Source organism: Streptomyces sp. H39-S7, assembly GCF_027158205.1.
Classification (GTDB): Bacteria; Actinomycetota; Actinomycetes; order Streptomycetales; family Streptomycetaceae; genus Actinacidiphila.
Map to the genome: position 1 here is coordinate 109,589 of NZ_JAPVLU010000003.1, position 17,714 is coordinate 127,302.

Below are 17,714 nucleotides of genomic sequence, written 5' to 3' on the forward strand. Positions count from 1 at the left end.
CCTGGGGTCGATACCGTTCCTGTGGTCGAGACCGGCCCTGGGGACGAGACTCGGCCCTAGGGCCGGCGTGCGGCGGCGCCCGTGCCCTTCACCGCGTCCAGGGCGTAGACGCAGCGGTCCTTGCTGCACGCGTACACGACCCCGTCCGCCGCGACCGGCGACCCCGTGATCTCGCCGCCCGTTTCGAGCTTCCAGCGGAGCTGGCCGCCGCCGGCGTCCACCGTGTAGAGGCAGTGGTCCTTCGAGCCGAAGTGGACGCGGCCGTCCGCGACGACCGGTGAACCGACGATCTCGCCCTGGGCGGCGAAGCGCCACTTCGGATTGCCCGTGACGGCGTCGAGCGTGTAGAGCGCGCTGCCCGCGCCCAGCAGGACGTCGCCGCCGGCGACGAGCACCGGTTCGAGGGACTGCCGGGGCTCCGTGGCGACGCGCCAGCGGTCGCGGCCGCTGCGCGCGTCGAGTGCGTAGACGGTGCCGAGGTGGTCGGCGATGTAGACGCCGCCGCCCGCGGCGCTCGCGCCCGGGACGTGGGCGGGCGGACCGAACATGACGGCCGGAGCGTCGAAGCGCCAGCGCTCCGCCCCCGACCTGGCGTCGAGGGCGAGCACCCGCGTGCCGGCGGTGACGTAGACGATGCCGTCGGCCACGACCGGCCGCGTCGGGACGCTGCCGGTCGCACCGGGGACGCCGGACGCGCCGACCGGGTAGGACCAGCGCTCGGCGCCGGACCCGGCGTCGATGGCGTACAGGCGGCCGCCACCTTGGAAGTACACCGTGCCCGCCGCGATCGAGGGGCCGGACTCGGGGGACTCGAATTCGGTCTGCGCGCCGCCGCGCTCCCAGCGCAGCAGGCCGCGGTCCGCGTCCCAGGCCTGGACGCCGCCGCCGCGCGTACCGGTGACGACCGTGCCGTGGTCGGCGCGCAGCGAGTAGATCCACCCCTCGACGCCCGTGCGCCAGAGATCGCCGCCGTCGACCGTGTCGAGGGCGTAGAGGCCGGGCCCGTCGGAGGCGTGGATGCGGCCGTCGGCGACCGCCATCGTCCAGGCGACGTCGCGGGTCTTGAACTGCCGCCGCCCGCTGGCGATGTCGAGCGCGTGCACCTCGAACGAGGTGACGTAGAGGCGGCCGTCGGAAACGACGGGCGTGCCCCACACGTCGTTGGACATGCGGAAGCGCCAGGGCCGCCACTCCCCCGCCGGGGTCTGCGGCTGGGGCTGCTGCGCGGGGAGCGCGCCGGGACCGTTGGCCCGGTGCGCGCCACCGCGCCGTACCCAGTCCGTGCCGGGGGCGCCGTTCGGCGGCCGCACCGTGTGGTCGGAGTCCGCGACGCGCAGGCCCGGCCCTATCGGGGCGGAGCCGGCCAGCCGGACGGGCCCGTGGGTGTGCGGCTCGGCGCCACCGCGCCCGCCGACGGGCGCGTTGGGACGGCCGGGGCCGTTGGCGCCACCCGGACCGTGCTGCCCACCGGGACCGTTCTGTCCACCAGGACCGGGGAAGGCGTCGGGATGGTTCTGCCCGCCCGCGGGCCCCTGCCGGCCTCCGGCCACGCCGTGCCGGCCCTGCCCGACCGGGTCGGGGGTGCGCGGAGGCGCGGACGGCGGCGGGGGAAGAGGAGGCGAGGTCCTGGCGTTGACGGCGACGGCCGGCCGGCCGCTGCGCCGCTGTTCTATCAGCGCGACCGCCCCGGGCGGCAGCCAGGCGGACGCCGTGCCGGTGTCGTCGCTGCCGGTGGAGAAGAGGTGCGGGGCGAGCTGTGCCTGGAGTTCCGCGGGCGTCGGCCGCTGGTCGGCCTCCATCCGCATGCAGGACTCGATGAGCGGCCGCAGCTCACTGGGCAGACCCGCCAGGTCCGGGCCCTCGCGGAGCAGCATGAAGACCGTCTCGACGGGGTTCGCGCCGTGGAAGGGGGCGTGCCCCGTCGCGGCGAACACCAGCGTCGAGCCGAGGGAGAAGATGTCGCTGGCGCCGCGCACGCTCCGCGAGTCGCGGGCCTGCTCGGGCGACATGTAGGCGGGGGTGCCGACTGCGACGTTCGTCATGGTCAGCCGGGTGTTGGACACCCCGCTGGCGATACCGAAGTCGATCACCCGGGGCCCGTCCTCGACGACCAGGACGTTGGACGGCTTCATGTCACGGTGCACGAGACCCGCGCCGTGGATGGACTGGAGCGCCTCGGCGACACCGGCGGCCAGCCAGCGGACGGCCTGGGCGGGCATCGGCCCGGCCTCGTTGATGATCTCTTCGAGGGAGGGGGCGGGAACGTACGCGGTGGCCAGCCACGGCACGGCCGCGCGCGCGTCGGCGTCCACGACGGCCGCCGTGTAGAAGCCGCTGACCGCGCGGGCCGCCTCGACCTCACGGCTGAAGCGGACCCGGAACAGCTGGTCCTCGGCGAGTTCGGCGCGCACCGTCTTGATCGCGACCCTGCGGCCGGAGGCCGACCTTGCGAGATAGACCAGCCCCATGCCGCCGGCGCCGAGCCGGGCCAGCACCTCGAAAGGGCCGATCCGTCGCGGGTCGTGCTGCGTCAGCTGCTCCACCGGTGCCCGTCCCTCCCCGTGGGGTGTTCCCCATATGAAAGCTGATTCTTCCTGGCGAAGCGTCCGGTTGCGAACCCGGGGGCGTAACGACACGACATCTGTCGATTCTGTCGGTACGGACCCCGGGTTCTGTCAGGTGTGGACGGACGGCTGACCGGAGCCGGACGGGACCCGTGACAGGGCCCGAACCGGGCCGGAAACAGGCGAAATCCGGACTCGGGCGGCGTCGGGTGGGGTGCCGCCCGACGCTCTGGCGGTCGGGACGCCGTGACGACGCGGTGCGATCCCGATTCGCCGCGGACCGAATGCTGGACGGCGTGTCGCGGGGCACCGCATCCGAACAAAGGGGTGAATGAGCACCTTCCGCCATTATTCGAACATACAGTCCGTTCTCGGGCGCGGCAGATCTCTACCCACAGAAGTTATCCACAGGCTGTTGATAAGATGATTCGCTCGAATGGCGGACACGCACGGGTCTGCGCGCCCTTTCGGGCTCGAAGCCTCCTCCGGACGGGGACGAGCGTCGGCGGTGAAGCCACGAATAGGGCTGACGGCCGGTTATCCGGCGGAATGCGCACGGAAAGCCGACGGAAAGCGGGCGGGCAAACGCTCTGCGTATCGCTCCCGACACTGTCGGGAGCGCACCGGACGGCACCGGGAAACCGGCTGACCCCATTTGCACGAGGCCGAATCGCGCGCTGATCACCCGCCGGTAAACTGACGGCATGACAGGACAAGTTCGCACCGTCGACGGCCGTGTTGCCGGTCGTCGAGGACAGGCGACGCGGCAGAAGCTGCTCGACTGCCTCGGCGAGATGCTCAGCACCTCGCCGTACCGGGACGTCAAGGTCATTGACGTGGCCCGGATGGCGGGCACCTCCCCCGCAACGTTCTACCAGTACTTCCCCGACGTCGAGGGCGCGGTCCTCGAACTCGCCGAGGAAATGGCCAAGGAAGGAGCGAGCCTCACCGATCTGGTCGCGGGACGCTCCTGGATCGGCAAGTCCGGCGCCCTGGCGGCGGAGGAACTGGTCGACGGCTTCCTCTCCTTCTGGCGGAAGAACGACGCGATTCTGCGCGTCGTCGACCTTGGGGCGGCGGAAGGGGACAAGCGGTTCTACAAGATCCGCATGAAGATCCTCAACGCTGTCACCAACTCCCTCACGGATTCCATCAAGGATCTGCAGAGCAAGAACAAGGTCGACAAGGAGGTCAGCCCGGCCGCGATGGCCGGCTCGCTGGTCGCCATGCTGGCCGCCGTCGCCTCGCACCAGAAGGGGTTCACCAGCTGGGGCGTCAAACAGGCCGAGTTGAAGCCGAACCTCGCGCTGCTCGTGCATCTCGGCGTTACCGGGAAGAAGCCCGCCAAGTAACCCGTCGGGGCCCAAGGGGCCCTTGGCTCACGCCATTTGAGGCGTTCCATCTGTCCGTCCTGCCACGTCACGCCCAACGCGGGCGCCGTCCGGTCCTCGGGGGAGGTAGCCGGTACGGCGCCCGCGTTCTCGTGCGGGGGGAGGTGCGGGAAGGTGACGGGTTGGCGGGGATTCAGGCGTGCTCAGGCGGTTTCGGGCCGGGTTCGGTTCCGCCGGGGCCGCGCGGAACGAGGCGGAAGAGCCGTATCTGCCGGTCCACGCGCTCCGCGTAGGACGCGTAGGGCGGCCAGAAACGCAGGACCGCCGTCCAGGCCGCCTCACGCTCGGCGCCTTCGAGGAGCTGGGCGACGACGCGCAGGTCGTTTCCCTTCCAGTTGATCTCCGCGTCCGGGTGCCGGATCAGATTGCTGGTCCACGCGGGGTGGTCGGTCCGCCCGAAGTTGCTGCCGACGAGGATGAACGTGCCGCCGTCCTCGGGCATGCACGCCAGGGGCGTACGGCGCGGCTGTCCGCTCTTCGCACCCGTCGCCGTCAGGACGACACCGGGCAGCATCTGGGCGCTGAGCAGCACCTTTCCCTTGGTCAGCCGGTGCACGACCTTGTCCATGGCCGGGACGACGTACGGCGCGACCTTCGCGAACCCGCGGGTGGACGACACCTTCTGCACGAGCGGCTTCGAACGCTCCATCAGCGACTTCTTCATGCCGCGCTCCCTGCGGTCGTCGACTGGGCGGGGGCGGGCATGGGTTCGGATGCGGGCATGGGTGTGGGTGTGGGTGCGGGTGTGGGAACCGCCGGGCCGAAGAGCCCCGCCCGGTCGGCGGCGCGGGCGCGCAGCAGGTGCACCGGGCCGAAGAGCAGTTCGTCGGACGCGGCGCGCTTGAAGTACAGGTGCGCGTGGTGCTCCCAGGTGAAGCCGACGCCGCCGTGCAGCTGGATCGCCTCGCCCGCGACGGACCGCAGCGCCTCCAGCGCCTGTGCGAGCGCGAGCGGTCCGGCGACCGGCAGCTCGCCCTCGGAAGCGGCGGCCGCCCATGCGGCGTAATACGCGGCGGACCGTGCCGCCTGCACCTGGACGTAGAGGTCGGCGAGCCGGTGCTTGACGGCCTGGAAGGAGCCGACGGGACGTCCGAACTGCTCTCTGACCTGGACGTATTCCACGGTGGAGGCGAGTGCCTGGTCCGCGGCGCCGACCGCCTCCGTCGCCAGCGCGGCGGCGGCGAGTTCACCTGCTCGGGCGAGCGCGGGCCCCGGGTCGGCGGCCTCGTCGCCCCCGAGCGGCACGGCGACGACGTCACGCAGCTCGATCCGGGCCTCGGGGCGGGTCTCGTCGAGCGCGGTGAGGCGGTTGCGTACGACGCCGGCCGCGTCGCCCTCGACGAGGAAGAGCCGGGTGCGGGCGGCCGCGTAGCCGCCGGCGTGGGCGGCGACGAGCAGCAGTCCGGCACTGTGCCCGTCCAGCACCTGGTCGGCCTGCCCGTAGAGCCGCCAGCCCGGCCCGTCCGACTCCTGGCGGGCCTGGATGCCGCCCGCGCGGCCGCCGCCCGCCCAGCTGCCGTCGTTCGGCCCCGTCAGGCCCAGGGCCGTGCCGAGGCCGCCCGGCAGGGCGAGCGCCACCGTGACGGCGCCTGCGGCGATCCTGGGCAGCAGGTCGGCGCGCTGCCGCTCGGTACCGAGGTCGGCGATGAGCGGGGCGGCCAGCACCGCGGTGCTGAGCAGCGGGGACGGCAGCAGCGTGCGGCCGGCCTCCTCGCAGGCCAGCACCAGTTCGGTCGGCCCGCAGCCGGCGCCCCCGTACTCCGTCGGCAGCCCGAGGCCGGGCAGGCCGAGCTGTTCGGCGAGCTGCCGCCACAGAGGCTCGTCGTATCCCGCGGTGGTGCCGACGGCGGCCTTGACCTCGTCCGGCCCGCAGCGTTTCCGCAGCACCTCGCGCAGGGTGCGCCGGATCTCGTCCTGCTCCTCGGTGAACGCGGCATCCATCGGCGGGCTCCTCACAGCTCATCTGACGGTCCGTCATCTTAGGGAGCGGCAGTCCAGATGCACAGGGTCGGGGAGCACCCATTCCCGACCGGGCATGATGTCCGGCATGAGCCAGAACCCCAGCCAGGACCCCCGCCGGAAGTCCGGCCAGAATCCCGCCCCGGGCGACAGGGCCACCGGCCCGAAGCCGCAGCGCCCGCGCGGCACCACGCTGCGCTTCCTCTCCCCCGGCCCCGACACGTCGACGACCCAGCTCAAGGTCTACCTCGGGATCTGGGCCGCGCTGCTGGTCCTGTGGATCAGCGCGCAGTTCTGGATGAGCGACATCTCGGGCTTCCAGCGGGCGCTGTACGTCCTGCTCGCGCTCGTCGCGCTGACGCAGATGTCGTCGGCGGCCGCCCAACTGCGCAAGAGGCACTGAGCCCCCCGGAGCTCACGCACGGAGCGCGGAGCACGGGACACGGAGCGCGGAGCAGGGGGACGCGGGGCACGGGACAGCGCGCGCACCACACCCTCGCCGCATCCACTGTTCCGGGCTTCCGAATCTGATGTACCGTCAGATTTATGGCTGCTGCTGCTCGCAAGGTCGCCGTCGTCGGCGTCGCGCTGTCCGACTGCGGACGGGTCGACGACGCCACCCCGTACGCCCTGCACGCCCAGGCCGCCCGCCGGGCGCTGGCCGACTCCGGACTCGACCGCTCGGTCGTCGACGGGCTCGCCTCGGCCGGCCTCGGGATCCTCGCGCCGGTCGAGGTCGCCGAATACCTCGGCCTGCGCCCCACCTGGGTGGATTCCACCGCCGTGGGCGGCTCCACCTGGGAGGTCATGGCCGCGCACGCCGCCGAGGCGATAGCCGCCGGCCACGCCAATGCCGTGCTGCTCGTCTACGGCTCGACCGCGCGCGCCGACCTCAAGGCGAAGCGGCGCACCGCCAACCTCTCCTTCGGCGCCCGCGGGCCGCTGCAGTTCGAGGTTCCGTACGGCCACACCCTCATCTCCAAGTACGCGATGGCCGCGCGCCGCCACATGCACCAGTACGGCACGACACTGGAGCAGCTCGCCGAGGTCGCCGTACAGGCCCGCGCCAACGCCGCCCGCAACCCCGACGCGATGTACCGCACCCCGATCACCGTCGACGAGGTGCTGTCCGGGCCGACGATCGCCGACCCGTTCACCAAGCTGCACTGCTGCATCCGCTCCGACGGGGGCGGCGCGGTGCTGCTGGCCGCCGAGGAGTACGTGCCGGACACCGCCCGGACCCCCGTCTGGATCCTCGGCTCGGGCACCGCGGTGTCGCACACCGCGATGTCCGAGTGGGAGGACTTCACGGTCTCCCCGGCGGCGGTCTCCGGCCGGATCGCCTTCGAGCGCGCCGGCGTGACCCCCGCCGACATCGACCTCGCCGAGATCTACGACGCCTTCACGTACATGACGCTGGTGACGCTGGAGGACCTCGGCTTCTGCGCCAAGGGCGAAGGCGGCGCCTTCGTCGAGAAGGGGCGGCTCACGATCGACGGCGATCTGCCCGTGAACACCGACGGCGGTGGCCTGTCCGCCTGCCACCCCGGGATGCGCGGCCTGTTCCTGCTCATCGAGGCAGTCCGGCAACTGCGCGGCGAGGCGGGCGACCGGCAGGTGCGCAAGTCCGGCGGGCGGCTGCCGCGGCTGGCCGTCGCCTCCGGAACCGGCGGCTGGTTCTGCTCCTCGGGAACCGTGATCCTCGAGCGCGGATAGGTCGCGGGTGGGACGCGGCTAGGGCCTGTCGTCACCTTCGCACCTTGCCCGGCACGACCCGGCCCGAGCATGCGGGCAACGGCAACCTCGCGGACCGGATGGGTACGCTGGGCCGGTCAGTGGATCTACGGGCGGCCCGGAGAGGGGTATCGCGTGGTCAAGCGGTTCGCCCTGCCCCTGGCCTGCACACTCGTGCTGACCTCCGCCGCGCTGTGGATGCCGTGGGCCGCCTCCTCGCCGCCGGACGGCCGGGGGAGCTGGACGAACCAGGACGCCGCCCGGTTCTGGACCCCCGAGCGGATGGCGAACGCCATGCCGCAGAGCGCTCCGTACGGGTCGGAGGAGCTGCCCGCCCCCAACGCGAACGTCAGCACCACCATCGCCCCGGCCGGCGCCGCCCGGCACATCAGCGGCATTCCGACCGTCGGCGTGCTCTTCTCCGTCGACGAGTCGGCCGAGGCCCATTTCTGCTCGGCGAGCGTGGTCCACAGCCCGTCCCGCAGCCTCGTGCTGACCGCCGCGCACTGCGAGGCGGGCACGGACGTCGTGTTCGTCCCCGACTACGCCAAGGGCGCGAAGGCGCAGCCGTACGGGACCTGGGCCGTCGACCAGGTCTTCACCGACCCCCGCTGGGGCGATTTCGGCACCGGGTCCGACTACGACTTCGCCTTCGCGCGGGTGAAGCGGAACGACCAGGGCAAGAGCATCGAGGACGTCACCGGCGCCAACATCCTGACGCGGACGCCCGGCTGGACCAACAAGGTCACCGTGATCGGCTACCCCGGCGAGGCCTTCGACCCGACGGGCCGGGCGATCAGCTGCACGACGGCCACCTCCCGGCTGTCCGGCATGCGGCAGCTGCAGATGGACTGCGGCGGCTACTACGACGGGACGTCCGGCAGCCCGTGGCTGCTGGACTTCGACCCGAAGACGCGGACCGGGAAGGTCATCGGCCTGGTGGGCGGCCTGGACGGCGGCGGTCCGGACGACAGCGTCTCGTACAGCCCGCTCTTCGAGGACGCCCTCTTCACGCTCTACGGAACGGCCGGCGGCTGACCGGCGGCGTCGACGGGCTTCGCCGGAGCGAAGACGGCTACCGCGACGGCCGGGGCCTCGGCAGCGGCGTCGTCCGTGCGGAAGCGGACCCGCAGCTCCATGCCGATCCGCAGGGCGGACACCTCGCAGTCGACGACCTCCGTCATCATCCGCGGACCCTCGGCGAGATCGACGACCGCGGCGACGTACGGCACCCGGGTTCCGAAGGGCGGCAGGTCGTTGAGGTGGACGACCGACCACGTGTAGAGCGTGGCGCGGCCGCTCGCCTGCTCCCAGCCGACGTCCTCGCTCCAGCAGGACGGGCAGAACTCGCGCGGGTAGTGGTGGGCTGCCCCGCAGGCGGCGCAGCGCCGGATCAGCAGGCGTCCTTCGGTGGCGGCGTCCCAGTACGGCCGGGTGAAGGCGTCGATGTCGGGGAGGTCGAAGCGCTGCGCCGTCACAGGAACAGCCCCCACAGGTTGTCGAGCGACCACGCCTGCCAGCTCATGGCGAAGAGCGCGACGAGCGATATCAGCGCCATCATCGCGTTCTGGCCCTGCTCGGCCCAGTCGTGGATCATCAGGACGAGATAGAGCAGGTTGAGGAGCAGTCCGCCGACGAGCGCCACCGGTGTCAGCAGGCCGACCGTCAGGCCCAGCCCGAGCGCCAGCTCGGCGTACACGACGACGTGTGCCATCAGCTTGGGCCGTGGCGCGACGACCGTGGTGAAGCCGCCGCGCACAAAGCCCCAGCGGTGCTTGTCCGCGACGCTCTTGGCCCAGGCGATGCCCGTTCCGCGCTCGAACCAGCCCTTCTTGTCCTTGTGCCGCCAGCTCTCCAGCCACCACAGACCGAGGCCTATGCGCAGCACGGCGAGCCATTCGGCTCCGGTGAGCCAGATCGTCTGCATGGCGGGCCTCCCTCTCGATATCTGACGGTACGTCAGTTCATCGGATGGAGACAGATCCGCGCAAGAGTCCGGCGCCAAACGCCCTCGGATTGATCGCTGCCGGGACTACTCTCACTCCCACGCCACTGCCACCTTCCGGTACGTCCCTCCGACAGCCCCTCCGACAGGCCCCGGGAGCACCACATGGTCGACCGCCCCACCCCTTCCGTTCCGTCGGGGTCCACCGCGCCTGCCATGCCGACCGCGTCCCCCGACGCGATCGTCATCGGCGCGGGACCCGGCGGCCTCGCCGCGGCGGCGGCGCTGAACCGGCGTGGCGTGCGCACGCTCGTACTGGAGCGGTCGGACGCGGTCGCCGCGTCCTGGCGCGGCCATTACGACCGGCTCCATCTGCACACCACGCGACGGCTGTCCGGCCTGCCCGGCTTCGCCATCCCGCGCGCGTACGGACGCTGGGTCGGTCGCGACGACGTCATCCGCTACCTGGAGCGGTACGCCGCACACCACCGGATCGACGTCGCCACCGGCATCGAGGTGTCCCGGATCGACCGCGTCGACGCCGGCACGGGCACGGGCACGGGCACGGGCACGGGCGAGGGCACGGGCAGCGGTACGTGGCAGCTGCCCGCCACGGGCGGACGCCTGCTCACCGCCTCCGTCGTCGTGGTCGCCACCGGCACCAACCACGTGCCGCACGTCCCGGACTGGCCCGGCCGCGACAGCTTCTCCGGCGAACTGCTGCACGCCGCCCACTACCGCAACGCCGAGCCCTACGCGGGCCGTGACGTCCTCATCATCGGCGTCGGCAACACCGGCGCCGAGATCGCCGTCGACCTCGTCGAGGCGGGCGCCGCCCGCGTGCGGATCGCCGTCCGGACGCCGCCGCACATCCTGCGCCGCACCACCGCCGGCTGGCCCGCCCAGGCCACCGGCATCCTCTGCCGCCGGCTGCCGACCGGGCTCGTCGACCGCATCGCCCCGCACGTGGAACGCCTCAGCGTCCCGGATCTGTCCTCCTTCGGACTCGCCCGCCCCACCACCGGCCTCTACTCCCGCGTCCGCGACGACGGAGCCATCCCGGTGCAGGACGTCGGCCTCATCGACGCGATCCGGGCGCGACGGGTGGAGCCCGTCGCCGCCGTGAAGAGCTTCGACGGTGACAAGGTCGTCCTGGCCGACGGTTCGCGGATCAGCCCGGAGGTCGTCATCGCCGCCACGGGATACCGGCGCGGTCTCGAACCCCTCGTCGGCCACCTGGGCGTCCTCGACGGCAACGGCCGCCCCGTCGTCCACGGCCCGCACACCCCGCCCGGCGCTCCCGGCCTCTACTTCACCGGCTTCACCAACCCCATCAGCGGCATGTTCCGTGAGCTCGCCATCGACGCCCGGCGCATCGCCCGCGCGGCCGCCCGGACCCCCCGGCGGGCGTGACCGCCCCCGCCGACCGCGTCCACCTCGCCAGCCGCGTCCACATCGTCCATCTCGTCAGAGTTTCCGCATATTCCTCCACTCTCCTCCCCGGGCCCCGCGCTGACCTCTTCCGGCCAAAGAAGCCACCGGCGGGGCCCGGCGGCGTCGGTTCGCCCACCCAAAACGCCCTGAATGGCGGCCCGCTCGGCCTCCTTCACATCTTTCACATGCCCGAACTGTTCCTGACAGGTCGTCAGTTCAGTAATCTGACTATGCGTCAGTTCTGTATACCTTCGAGCAGGAGCGGGCGAGACCGATGCTTGGATCGACATACAGCACCCGTAGCCCCGGCCCCGGGCCCGCCGCACGCGGCGCGTCCGACACCGACGTCGGTGGCCGTCCGCTGCACAACACCGTCCCGGACCTCGACCGGTTCTTCCGGCCGGAGACCGTGGCGGTGGTCGGCGCGTCCGACACGGAAGGGCGTCCCAACACCGGCATCACCAGACAGCTCATCGCCTGGTCGCAGCGGGTCGGGGCCCGGCTCTTCCCGGTCAACCCCGGCCGCGAGACCGTCTTCGACCTGCCCTGCTATGCCTCGGTGGCGGATCTGCCGGAGACGGTCGATCTCGCGGTGCTCCTCGTCGGTGATCCCCTTCCCGTCATCGAGCAGTTGGGCGAGGCCAAGGTCCGGTTCGCCGTCGCCTTCGCCTCCGGATTCGCCGAGACGGGCGAGGAGGGCGCCGCCGCACAGGCCCGGCTCGCCGAGGTCGTCGCCGCCTCCGGCATGCGGCTGCTCGGCCCGAACACCAACCTCAACGCCTTCGAGAAGTTCCGCGAGGACCTCACGGGGCCGGCCATCGCCCTGATCACGCAATCCGGTCACCAGGGACGGCCCCTCTACACGCTGCAGGAACTCGGCATCCGGATCAGCCACTGGGCACCGACCGGCAACGAGGCTGACCTCGAAACCGCCGACTTCATCTCGTACTTCTCCGAGCAGCCCGAGGTCGGGGCCATCGCCGCGTATGTGGAAGGGCTCAAGGACGGCCGCTCGTTCACCCTCGCTGCCGACCGCGCGGCCCGCAACAAGGTGCCGGTGGTGATGGTGAAGGTCGGCCGCACCGAGACCGGCGCCCGCATGGCCGCCTCCCACACCGGCAAGCTGACCGGCTCCGACGCCGTCGTCGACGCGGCCCTCAAGCAGTTCGGCGTCATCCGCGTCGACGGACTCGACCAGCTCCAGGACACGGCGACCCTGCTCGCGCGCGCCAAGCCGCCCACGGCCGACGGTGTCGTCGTCTACTCCATATCCGGCGGCACCGGCGCCCACTTCTCCGACCTCGCCACCGCCGCGGGACTCGACATCCCGCTGCTGTCCGACGAGAAGCAGACCGAACTGCACCAGTGGATCCCCGACTACCTCAACGTCGCCAACCCGATCGACAACGGCGGCCACCCCGTGGGCGACTGGCGCGGCCGGAAGATCATCGACGCGATCCTCGCCGACCCGTCCGTCGGCGTGCTCATCTGTCCGATCACCGGCCCATTTCCACCCATGAGCGACAAACTGGCCCAGGATCTGGCCGACGCAGCGGAGAGCACCGACAAGCTGGTGTGCGTGGTGTGGGGCTCGCCGCTCGGCACCGAGGACGCCTATCGCACCACCCTCCTCGGTTCGTCCCGGCTCGCAACCTTCCGCACCTTCGGCAACTGCGTCAGCGCCGTCAAGGCCTACCTCGACCACCACCGCTTCGCCGCCGCCTACCGATCCCCCTTCGACGAGGCCCCCCGCACCCGCTCCTCCTCCGCACGCAAGGCCCAGGCCCTGATGCGCGCGGGCCACCAGCTCAGCGAGCACGCGGCGAAGCAGATGCTGCGGGCGTACGGGATCCGTGTGCCGCGCGAGCAGTTGGTCACCAGCGCGGCCGGCTCCGTCCGCGCCGCCGGCCTCGTCGGCTACCCGGTCGTCATGAAGGCGTCCGGCGCCCAGCTCGGCCACAAGACCGAACTCGGCCTGGTGAAGATCGGACTGACCTCCGCCAGCCAGGTCCGCGACGCCTATCGCGACCTGACGGACATCGCCCGCTACGAGGGTGTGGACCTCGACGGCATCCTCGTCTGCCAGATGGTCGAGCGCGGCGTCGAGATGGTTGTCGGCGTCACCCACGACCCGCTCTTCGGCCCGACCGTCACCGTCGGCCTCGGCGGCGTCCTCGTCGAGATCCTTGCCGACGCCGCCGTCCGCGTGCCCCCGTTCAGCGAGGACACGGCCCGCGACATGCTCGGCGAGCTGCGCGGCCACCGGCTCCTCGAAGGGGTCAGAGGGGCGCCGCCGGCCGACGTCGACGCGCTCGTCGATGTCGTCATGCGGGTGCAGCGGATGGCGATGGAACTCGGCGGCGATCTCTCCGAACTCGACATCAACCCACTGATGGTGCTGCCGCGGGGCCAGGGAGCGGTGGCACTCGACGCCCTCGCGATCTGCCGGTGAGCGGCCCGCGCCGCCCAGGCCGCCCGAGGTGTCCGAGCCGCCCGAACCGTCCGAAGGGCGGGGCGGGCACGGGCCGCGCGGCCGTAACGATCCGCTCGACGGCCGGGCCCGCGCTCCGGCCGGCCCCGCGGTCCGCGTACCGCTCAGCGCCGTGCGCGCAGCCCTCCGTACGACAAGGAGCCACTCCCCCATGACGACCACCCTCCGTGACGATTCCGTTGGTTCCGGTGACTCATTGGTACTGCACGCCACTGACAACGGCGTCTCGTGGATCACTCTCAACCGCCCGGAAGCGATGAACGCCCTCACCTGGGACCAGCGCGAACGCATCATCGCGCTGCTCGACGCGGCCTCCGCCGACCCCGCCGTCCGGGCCGTCGTCATCACCGCCACCGGCCGCGCGTTCTGCGCGGGCGCCGACCTCAGCGGCGGCGCGGCCGCACCCGGTGAGCGCGTCGCGGGTGATGTCGCCCGGACGATCCGGCGCGGCGCGCAGCGCCTCGTCTCCGCCGTCCTGGACTGCGAGAAGCCGGTGATCGCCGGGGTGAACGGCACCGCGGCCGGCATCGGCGCACACCTGGCCTTCGCCTGCGACCTCGTCCTCGCCTCCGACCGCGCGAAGTTCATCGAGGTCTTCGTCCGTCGCGGTCTCGTGCCCGACGGGGGCGGCGCGTACCTGCTGCCGCGGCTCATCGGCCCGCAGCGGGCGAAGGAGCTGATGTTCTTCGGCGACGACCTCCCGGCGCCCGCCGCGGAACGTCTCGGCCTCGTCAACCGCGTCGTCCCCGCCGACGATCTGGAGAAGACGGCCCGCGAATGGGCCGAACGCCTCGCCGCCGGCCCGACCCGTTCCATCGCTCTGACCAAGCAACTGGTCAACGCCTCGCTGGACGCCGACCGCGCGACGGCGTTCGCGGCGGAGGCGGCCGCCCAGGAGATCAACATGACGACGTACGACGCGCAGGACGGCGTCCGCAGCTTCGTGGAGCGCCGGCCCCCGGAGTTCAGAGGGCGGTGAACGGCGGCGGGGGTGCCGCCTGGCCGGGACCCCCGCACAGACCGCCGACGAATTCCCCTTCCCATCTGACGCATCGTCAGGTTCAATGGCTGTTGTGATGGGACACGCAGGGATGGCGGCCACCGCCGTCCGATACCTCAGGTCGGTCGGGGCCGCCACGACGGCGGAGCCCGTGGAACCGCTGCCACGCCCGGACTTGCGGGCCGTGGGGCCGGACGAGCGGGCACCGGTCGATCCGGGGATGTTCCGCAAGGTGCTGGGCACCTTCGCGTCGGGGGTGACGATCGTCACCGCACCCGGTGCGGAAGGTCCGACGGGCTTCGCCTGCCAGTCGTTCGCGTCGTTGTCGCTCGATCCGCCGCTGGTCGCTTTCATGGTGGCGCGCACGTCCACGACCTGGCCGAAGATCGCGCGCGCGGGCGTCTTCTGCGTCAACATCCTCAGCGACGAACAGGGCGCCCTGTGCCGCGGCTTCGCCGTGAGCGGGGCCGACAAGTTCGCGGGGGTCGACTGGACGCCCACGCCCGTCACGGGGTCGCCGCGGCTGGCGGGCATAGCCGCGTGGATCGACTGCACGATCCACGCGGTGCACACCGGCGGCGACCATCTGATCGTCGTCGGACGGGTCGATGAACTCGGCTGCACGGAGCCCGCCGACGCGGACGACGCCACACCCGAGGCCGGACCGCTGCTCTTCTACCGTGGAGGCTTCGGGCGGTTCGCCCGGTAGCTCACGCCGGCACGGCGGCCGTGATCCCCTTCGGCCGTCCCCGCCGGATGACCAGGACCATCAGCGCGGCGACCGCGCACAGCGCGCCCGAGCTGTACCAGACGACGTCATACGAGCCGAAGGCGTCACGCGCGACACCGCCCAGGAAGGCCACGACGGCGGCGCCGATCTGGTGCGCGGCCAGGACCCAGCCGAAGACGATGGCGCTGTCGTCACCGTAGTACTCACGGCAGAGGGCGATGGTCGGCGGAACCGTGGCGACCCAGTCGAGTCCGTAGAACACGATGAAAACGATCATCGGCGGGTGCACGGTGTCGGCCATCAGCTGGGGCAGGAACATCAACGACAGTCCGCGCATCCCGTAGTAGACGGCAAGCAGCCGGCGCGGCTCGAAGCGGTCGGTGAACCAACCGGAGGCGATGGTTCCGGCGATGTCGAAGATCCCAATGACGGCCAGGAGTGACGCCGCCGCCGTGACCGGCATCCCGTGGTCGTGGGCGGAGGGCACGAAGTGCGTCCTGATCAGGCCGTTCGTCGAGGCTCCGCAGATCGCGAATGATCCCGCGAGCAGCCAGAAGGGGCCCGTGCGGGCGGCGACGGACAGCGCCTTGAGCGCACGCCGGGCGGCCCCCCGCGCCGGGATCGGCTTCGGGGTGAACTCCGGCGCCCCGTAGGCCGACAGGCCGACGTCGGCGGGGTGGTCGCGCAGCAGCAGCCAGACGAAGGGGACGACGGCGAGCGCCGAGAGGGCGACGGTCGCGGCGGCGGGCCGCCAGCCGTGCTGCTCGACGATCCAGGAGAGCAGCGGCAGGAAGACCAGCTGTCCGGCCGCGCCGGCCGCCGTCAGGATGCCCGTGACCAGTCCCCGGCGGGTGACGAACCACCGGTTGGCGACGGTGGCGGCGAAGGCGAGCGCCATGCACCCGCTGCCGATGCCGACGAGGATGCCCCAGCAGAGGATCAGCTGCCAGGTCTGCGTCATGAAGATGGTGAGGCCGGCGCCGAGGGCGATCGTGGTGAGCGCGACGGCGACGACGCGGCGGATGCCGAATCGATCCATCAGGGCGGCGGCGAAAGGCGCGGTGATTCCGTACAGCGCGAGATTGATGGAGACGGCGAAGCCGATCATGCCCCGCGACCAGCCGAACTCCGCGTGCAGGGGTTCGATCAGCAGACCCGGCAGGGAGGCGAACGCGGCCGCGCCGATGATCGTCACGAAGGTGACGGCCGCCACGGACCAGGCGCGGTGAACCCTGGACCGGCGGCCGGGGGCGGGCGGGACCGTTGAGGATTCGAGGGCTGCCGGTATCGGATCCTGCGGAGGAGCTTGAGGTGTCTGCGTCACACGGCCAGCTTCGGGCCTGCGGTGATGCGGAGCGAGTGGCCGGATGGCCATGATGTGAAAGGATCGGGCCATGACGCCTTCGGAGGACGCCGCAAGGACGGCCGGCACGGGGGACGAGGCGGCCGGCACACCCGCCCCCACCCCCGCAGGACCGTTTCAGCACCAGGACCGGCACCGGGTGGCGGTCCTGGTCATGCCCGGCGTGATCCCCTTCGAGCTGGGGATCCCCGCCCGGATCTTCGGCGGCGCCCGCACCCAGGAGGGCAGGAAGCTCTACGAGGTCGTGACCTGCTCGGCCGTACCCGGGCTCGTCCAGACCGACGCGGACTTCCCGATCCTCGTCGAGCACGGACCCGAGGTCCTGGAGGCCGCCGACACCGTCGTCGTCCCCGCCACGCACGAGCTCGACGACATCTACGTCTCCGGCCGGCTGAGCGGCCCGCTGGCCGCCGCCTTCGCGCGCATCAGGCCCGGCACCCGCGTCGTGTCGATCTGCACGGGCAGCTACCTGCTGGCCGCCGCCGGCCTGCTGGACGGCCGCCCCGCCACCACCCACTGGGACAGCGCCGATCACTTCCAGCGTCTCTTCCCGCAGGTCAGGGTCGATCCCGACGTCCTGTACATCGACGACGGCGACATCCTCACCTCCGCCGGCGTCGCCTCCGGAATCGATCTCTGCCTGCACATCGTGCGCCGCGACCACGGCACCGCGATCGCGAACGCCGTGGCCCGCCGTACCGTCGTCCCGCCGCACCGCGACGGCGGCCAGGCGCAGTACATCCAACGGCCGCTCCCCGAACCGCAGCTGGCCAGCACCACGGCCGCCCGCGCCTGGGCGCTGGGCCGTCTCGACCAGCCGCTCACCCTGCGCGAACTCGCCGAGCGCGAGTCGATGAGCGTACGGACCTTCACCCGGCGGTTCCGTGAGGAGGTCGGGATCAGCCCCGGGCAGTGGCTCGTGCAGCAGCGCGTCGAGCGCGCCCGCCACCTGCTGGAGTCCAGCGACCTGAGCGTCGACCAGGTCGCGCACCAGGCCGGGTTCGGTACGGCGACGTCCATGCGGCAGCACCTGCACGCGGCGCTGGGCGTCTCACCGTCCGCCTACCGCCGCACCTTCCACGCGGCACCCACCGCCTGAACCC

The 17,714-nt window shown here is 72.0% G+C and carries 15 protein-coding genes; 9 read left to right on the plus strand and 6 right to left on the minus strand.

Annotated elements, in window-relative coordinates:
* Positions 1-56: 56 nt before the first annotated feature.
* Positions 57-2,543 (minus strand): serine/threonine-protein kinase, encoded by a 2,487-nt coding sequence (locus tag O3X23_RS03905; protein ID WP_269269671.1) that lies wholly within the window; start codon positions 2,541-2,543, stop codon positions 57-59.
* Between the two features lie 725 nt (positions 2,544-3,268).
* Here O3X23_RS03905 and O3X23_RS03910 point away from each other — a divergent pair.
* Positions 3,269-3,916: a TetR family transcriptional regulator gene (locus O3X23_RS03910; RefSeq protein WP_269269672.1), complete on the plus strand. Its 648-nt coding sequence runs from the start codon at positions 3,269-3,271 to the stop codon at positions 3,914-3,916.
* A gap of 172 nt (positions 3,917-4,088) precedes the next feature.
* On the opposite strand, the gene O3X23_RS03915 is transcribed toward O3X23_RS03910, so the two are convergent.
* Complete coding sequence (locus tag O3X23_RS03915) at positions 4,089-4,619, minus strand: nitroreductase family deazaflavin-dependent oxidoreductase (RefSeq protein WP_269269673.1); 531 nt, start codon at positions 4,617-4,619, stop codon at positions 4,089-4,091.
* Positions 4,616-5,896 (minus strand): acyl-CoA dehydrogenase family protein, encoded by a 1,281-nt coding sequence (locus O3X23_RS03920; RefSeq protein ID WP_269269674.1) that lies wholly within the window; start codon positions 5,894-5,896, stop codon positions 4,616-4,618. The genes O3X23_RS03915 and O3X23_RS03920 overlap by 4 nt, the downstream gene beginning before the upstream one ends.
* 106 nt (positions 5,897-6,002) lie before the next feature.
* Between O3X23_RS03920 and O3X23_RS03925 the strand changes: the two genes are divergently transcribed.
* From O3X23_RS03925 to O3X23_RS03935, 3 genes are all read left to right on the plus strand, one after another.
* Positions 6,003-6,317: a hypothetical protein gene (locus tag O3X23_RS03925; RefSeq protein WP_269269675.1), complete on the plus strand. Its 315-nt coding sequence runs from the start codon at positions 6,003-6,005 to the stop codon at positions 6,315-6,317.
* Between the two features lie 143 nt (positions 6,318-6,460).
* Positions 6,461-7,630: a thiolase C-terminal domain-containing protein gene (locus tag O3X23_RS03930; RefSeq protein WP_269269676.1), complete on the plus strand. Its 1,170-nt coding sequence runs from the start codon at positions 6,461-6,463 to the stop codon at positions 7,628-7,630.
* A 153-nt stretch (positions 7,631-7,783) separates the two neighbouring features.
* Positions 7,784-8,686, plus strand: a complete 903-nt coding sequence (locus O3X23_RS03935) for a trypsin-like serine peptidase (RefSeq protein WP_269269677.1) — start codon at positions 7,784-7,786, stop codon at positions 8,684-8,686.
* Here O3X23_RS03935 and O3X23_RS03940 read toward each other — a convergent pair.
* Complete coding sequence (locus tag O3X23_RS03940) at positions 8,665-9,126, minus strand: Zn-ribbon domain-containing OB-fold protein (RefSeq protein ID WP_269269678.1); 462 nt, start codon at positions 9,124-9,126, stop codon at positions 8,665-8,667. The genes O3X23_RS03935 and O3X23_RS03940 overlap by 22 nt on opposite strands.
* A complete protein-coding gene (locus O3X23_RS03945) occupies positions 9,123-9,575 on the minus strand; it encodes a DoxX family protein (protein ID WP_269269679.1) in 453 nt (150 codons plus the stop codon). The genes O3X23_RS03940 and O3X23_RS03945 overlap by 4 nt, the downstream gene beginning before the upstream one ends.
* Before the next feature lie 234 nt (positions 9,576-9,809).
* Between O3X23_RS03945 and O3X23_RS03950 the strand changes: the two genes are divergently transcribed.
* The 4 genes from O3X23_RS03950 to O3X23_RS03965 all read left to right on the plus strand — a co-directional run bounded on the left by O3X23_RS03950 (position 9,810) and on the right by O3X23_RS03965 (position 15,227).
* Complete coding sequence (locus O3X23_RS03950; RefSeq protein WP_269269680.1) at positions 9,810-11,006, plus strand: flavin-containing monooxygenase; 1,197 nt, start codon at positions 9,810-9,812, stop codon at positions 11,004-11,006.
* Positions 11,007-11,301: 295 nt separating this feature from the next.
* A complete protein-coding gene (locus O3X23_RS03955; protein WP_269269681.1) occupies positions 11,302-13,479 on the plus strand; it encodes an acetate--CoA ligase family protein in 2,178 nt (725 codons plus the stop codon).
* 190 nt (positions 13,480-13,669) lie between these two features.
* Positions 13,670-14,497 (plus strand): enoyl-CoA hydratase/isomerase family protein, encoded by an 828-nt coding sequence (locus O3X23_RS03960; protein WP_269269682.1) that lies wholly within the window; start codon positions 13,670-13,672, stop codon positions 14,495-14,497.
* Positions 14,498-14,582: 85 nt separating this feature from the next.
* Positions 14,583-15,227 carry a flavin reductase family protein gene (locus O3X23_RS03965; protein WP_269269683.1) on the plus strand — a complete coding sequence of 215 codons (645 nt, stop codon included), beginning with the start codon at positions 14,583-14,585 and terminating at the stop codon, positions 15,225-15,227.
* A 1-nt stretch (position 15,228) separates the two neighbouring features.
* Here O3X23_RS03965 and O3X23_RS03970 read toward each other — a convergent pair whose 3' ends face one another.
* Positions 15,229-16,572 (minus strand): MFS transporter, encoded by a 1,344-nt coding sequence (locus O3X23_RS03970; RefSeq protein ID WP_269269684.1) that lies wholly within the window; start codon positions 16,570-16,572, stop codon positions 15,229-15,231.
* A 193-nt stretch (positions 16,573-16,765) separates the two neighbouring features.
* Between O3X23_RS03970 and O3X23_RS03975 the strand changes: the two genes are divergently transcribed.
* Positions 16,766-17,710, plus strand: coding sequence for a GlxA family transcriptional regulator (locus tag O3X23_RS03975; protein ID WP_269269863.1), 945 nt, complete (start codon positions 16,766-16,768; stop codon positions 17,708-17,710).
* Positions 17,711-17,714 lie beyond the last annotated feature (4 nt).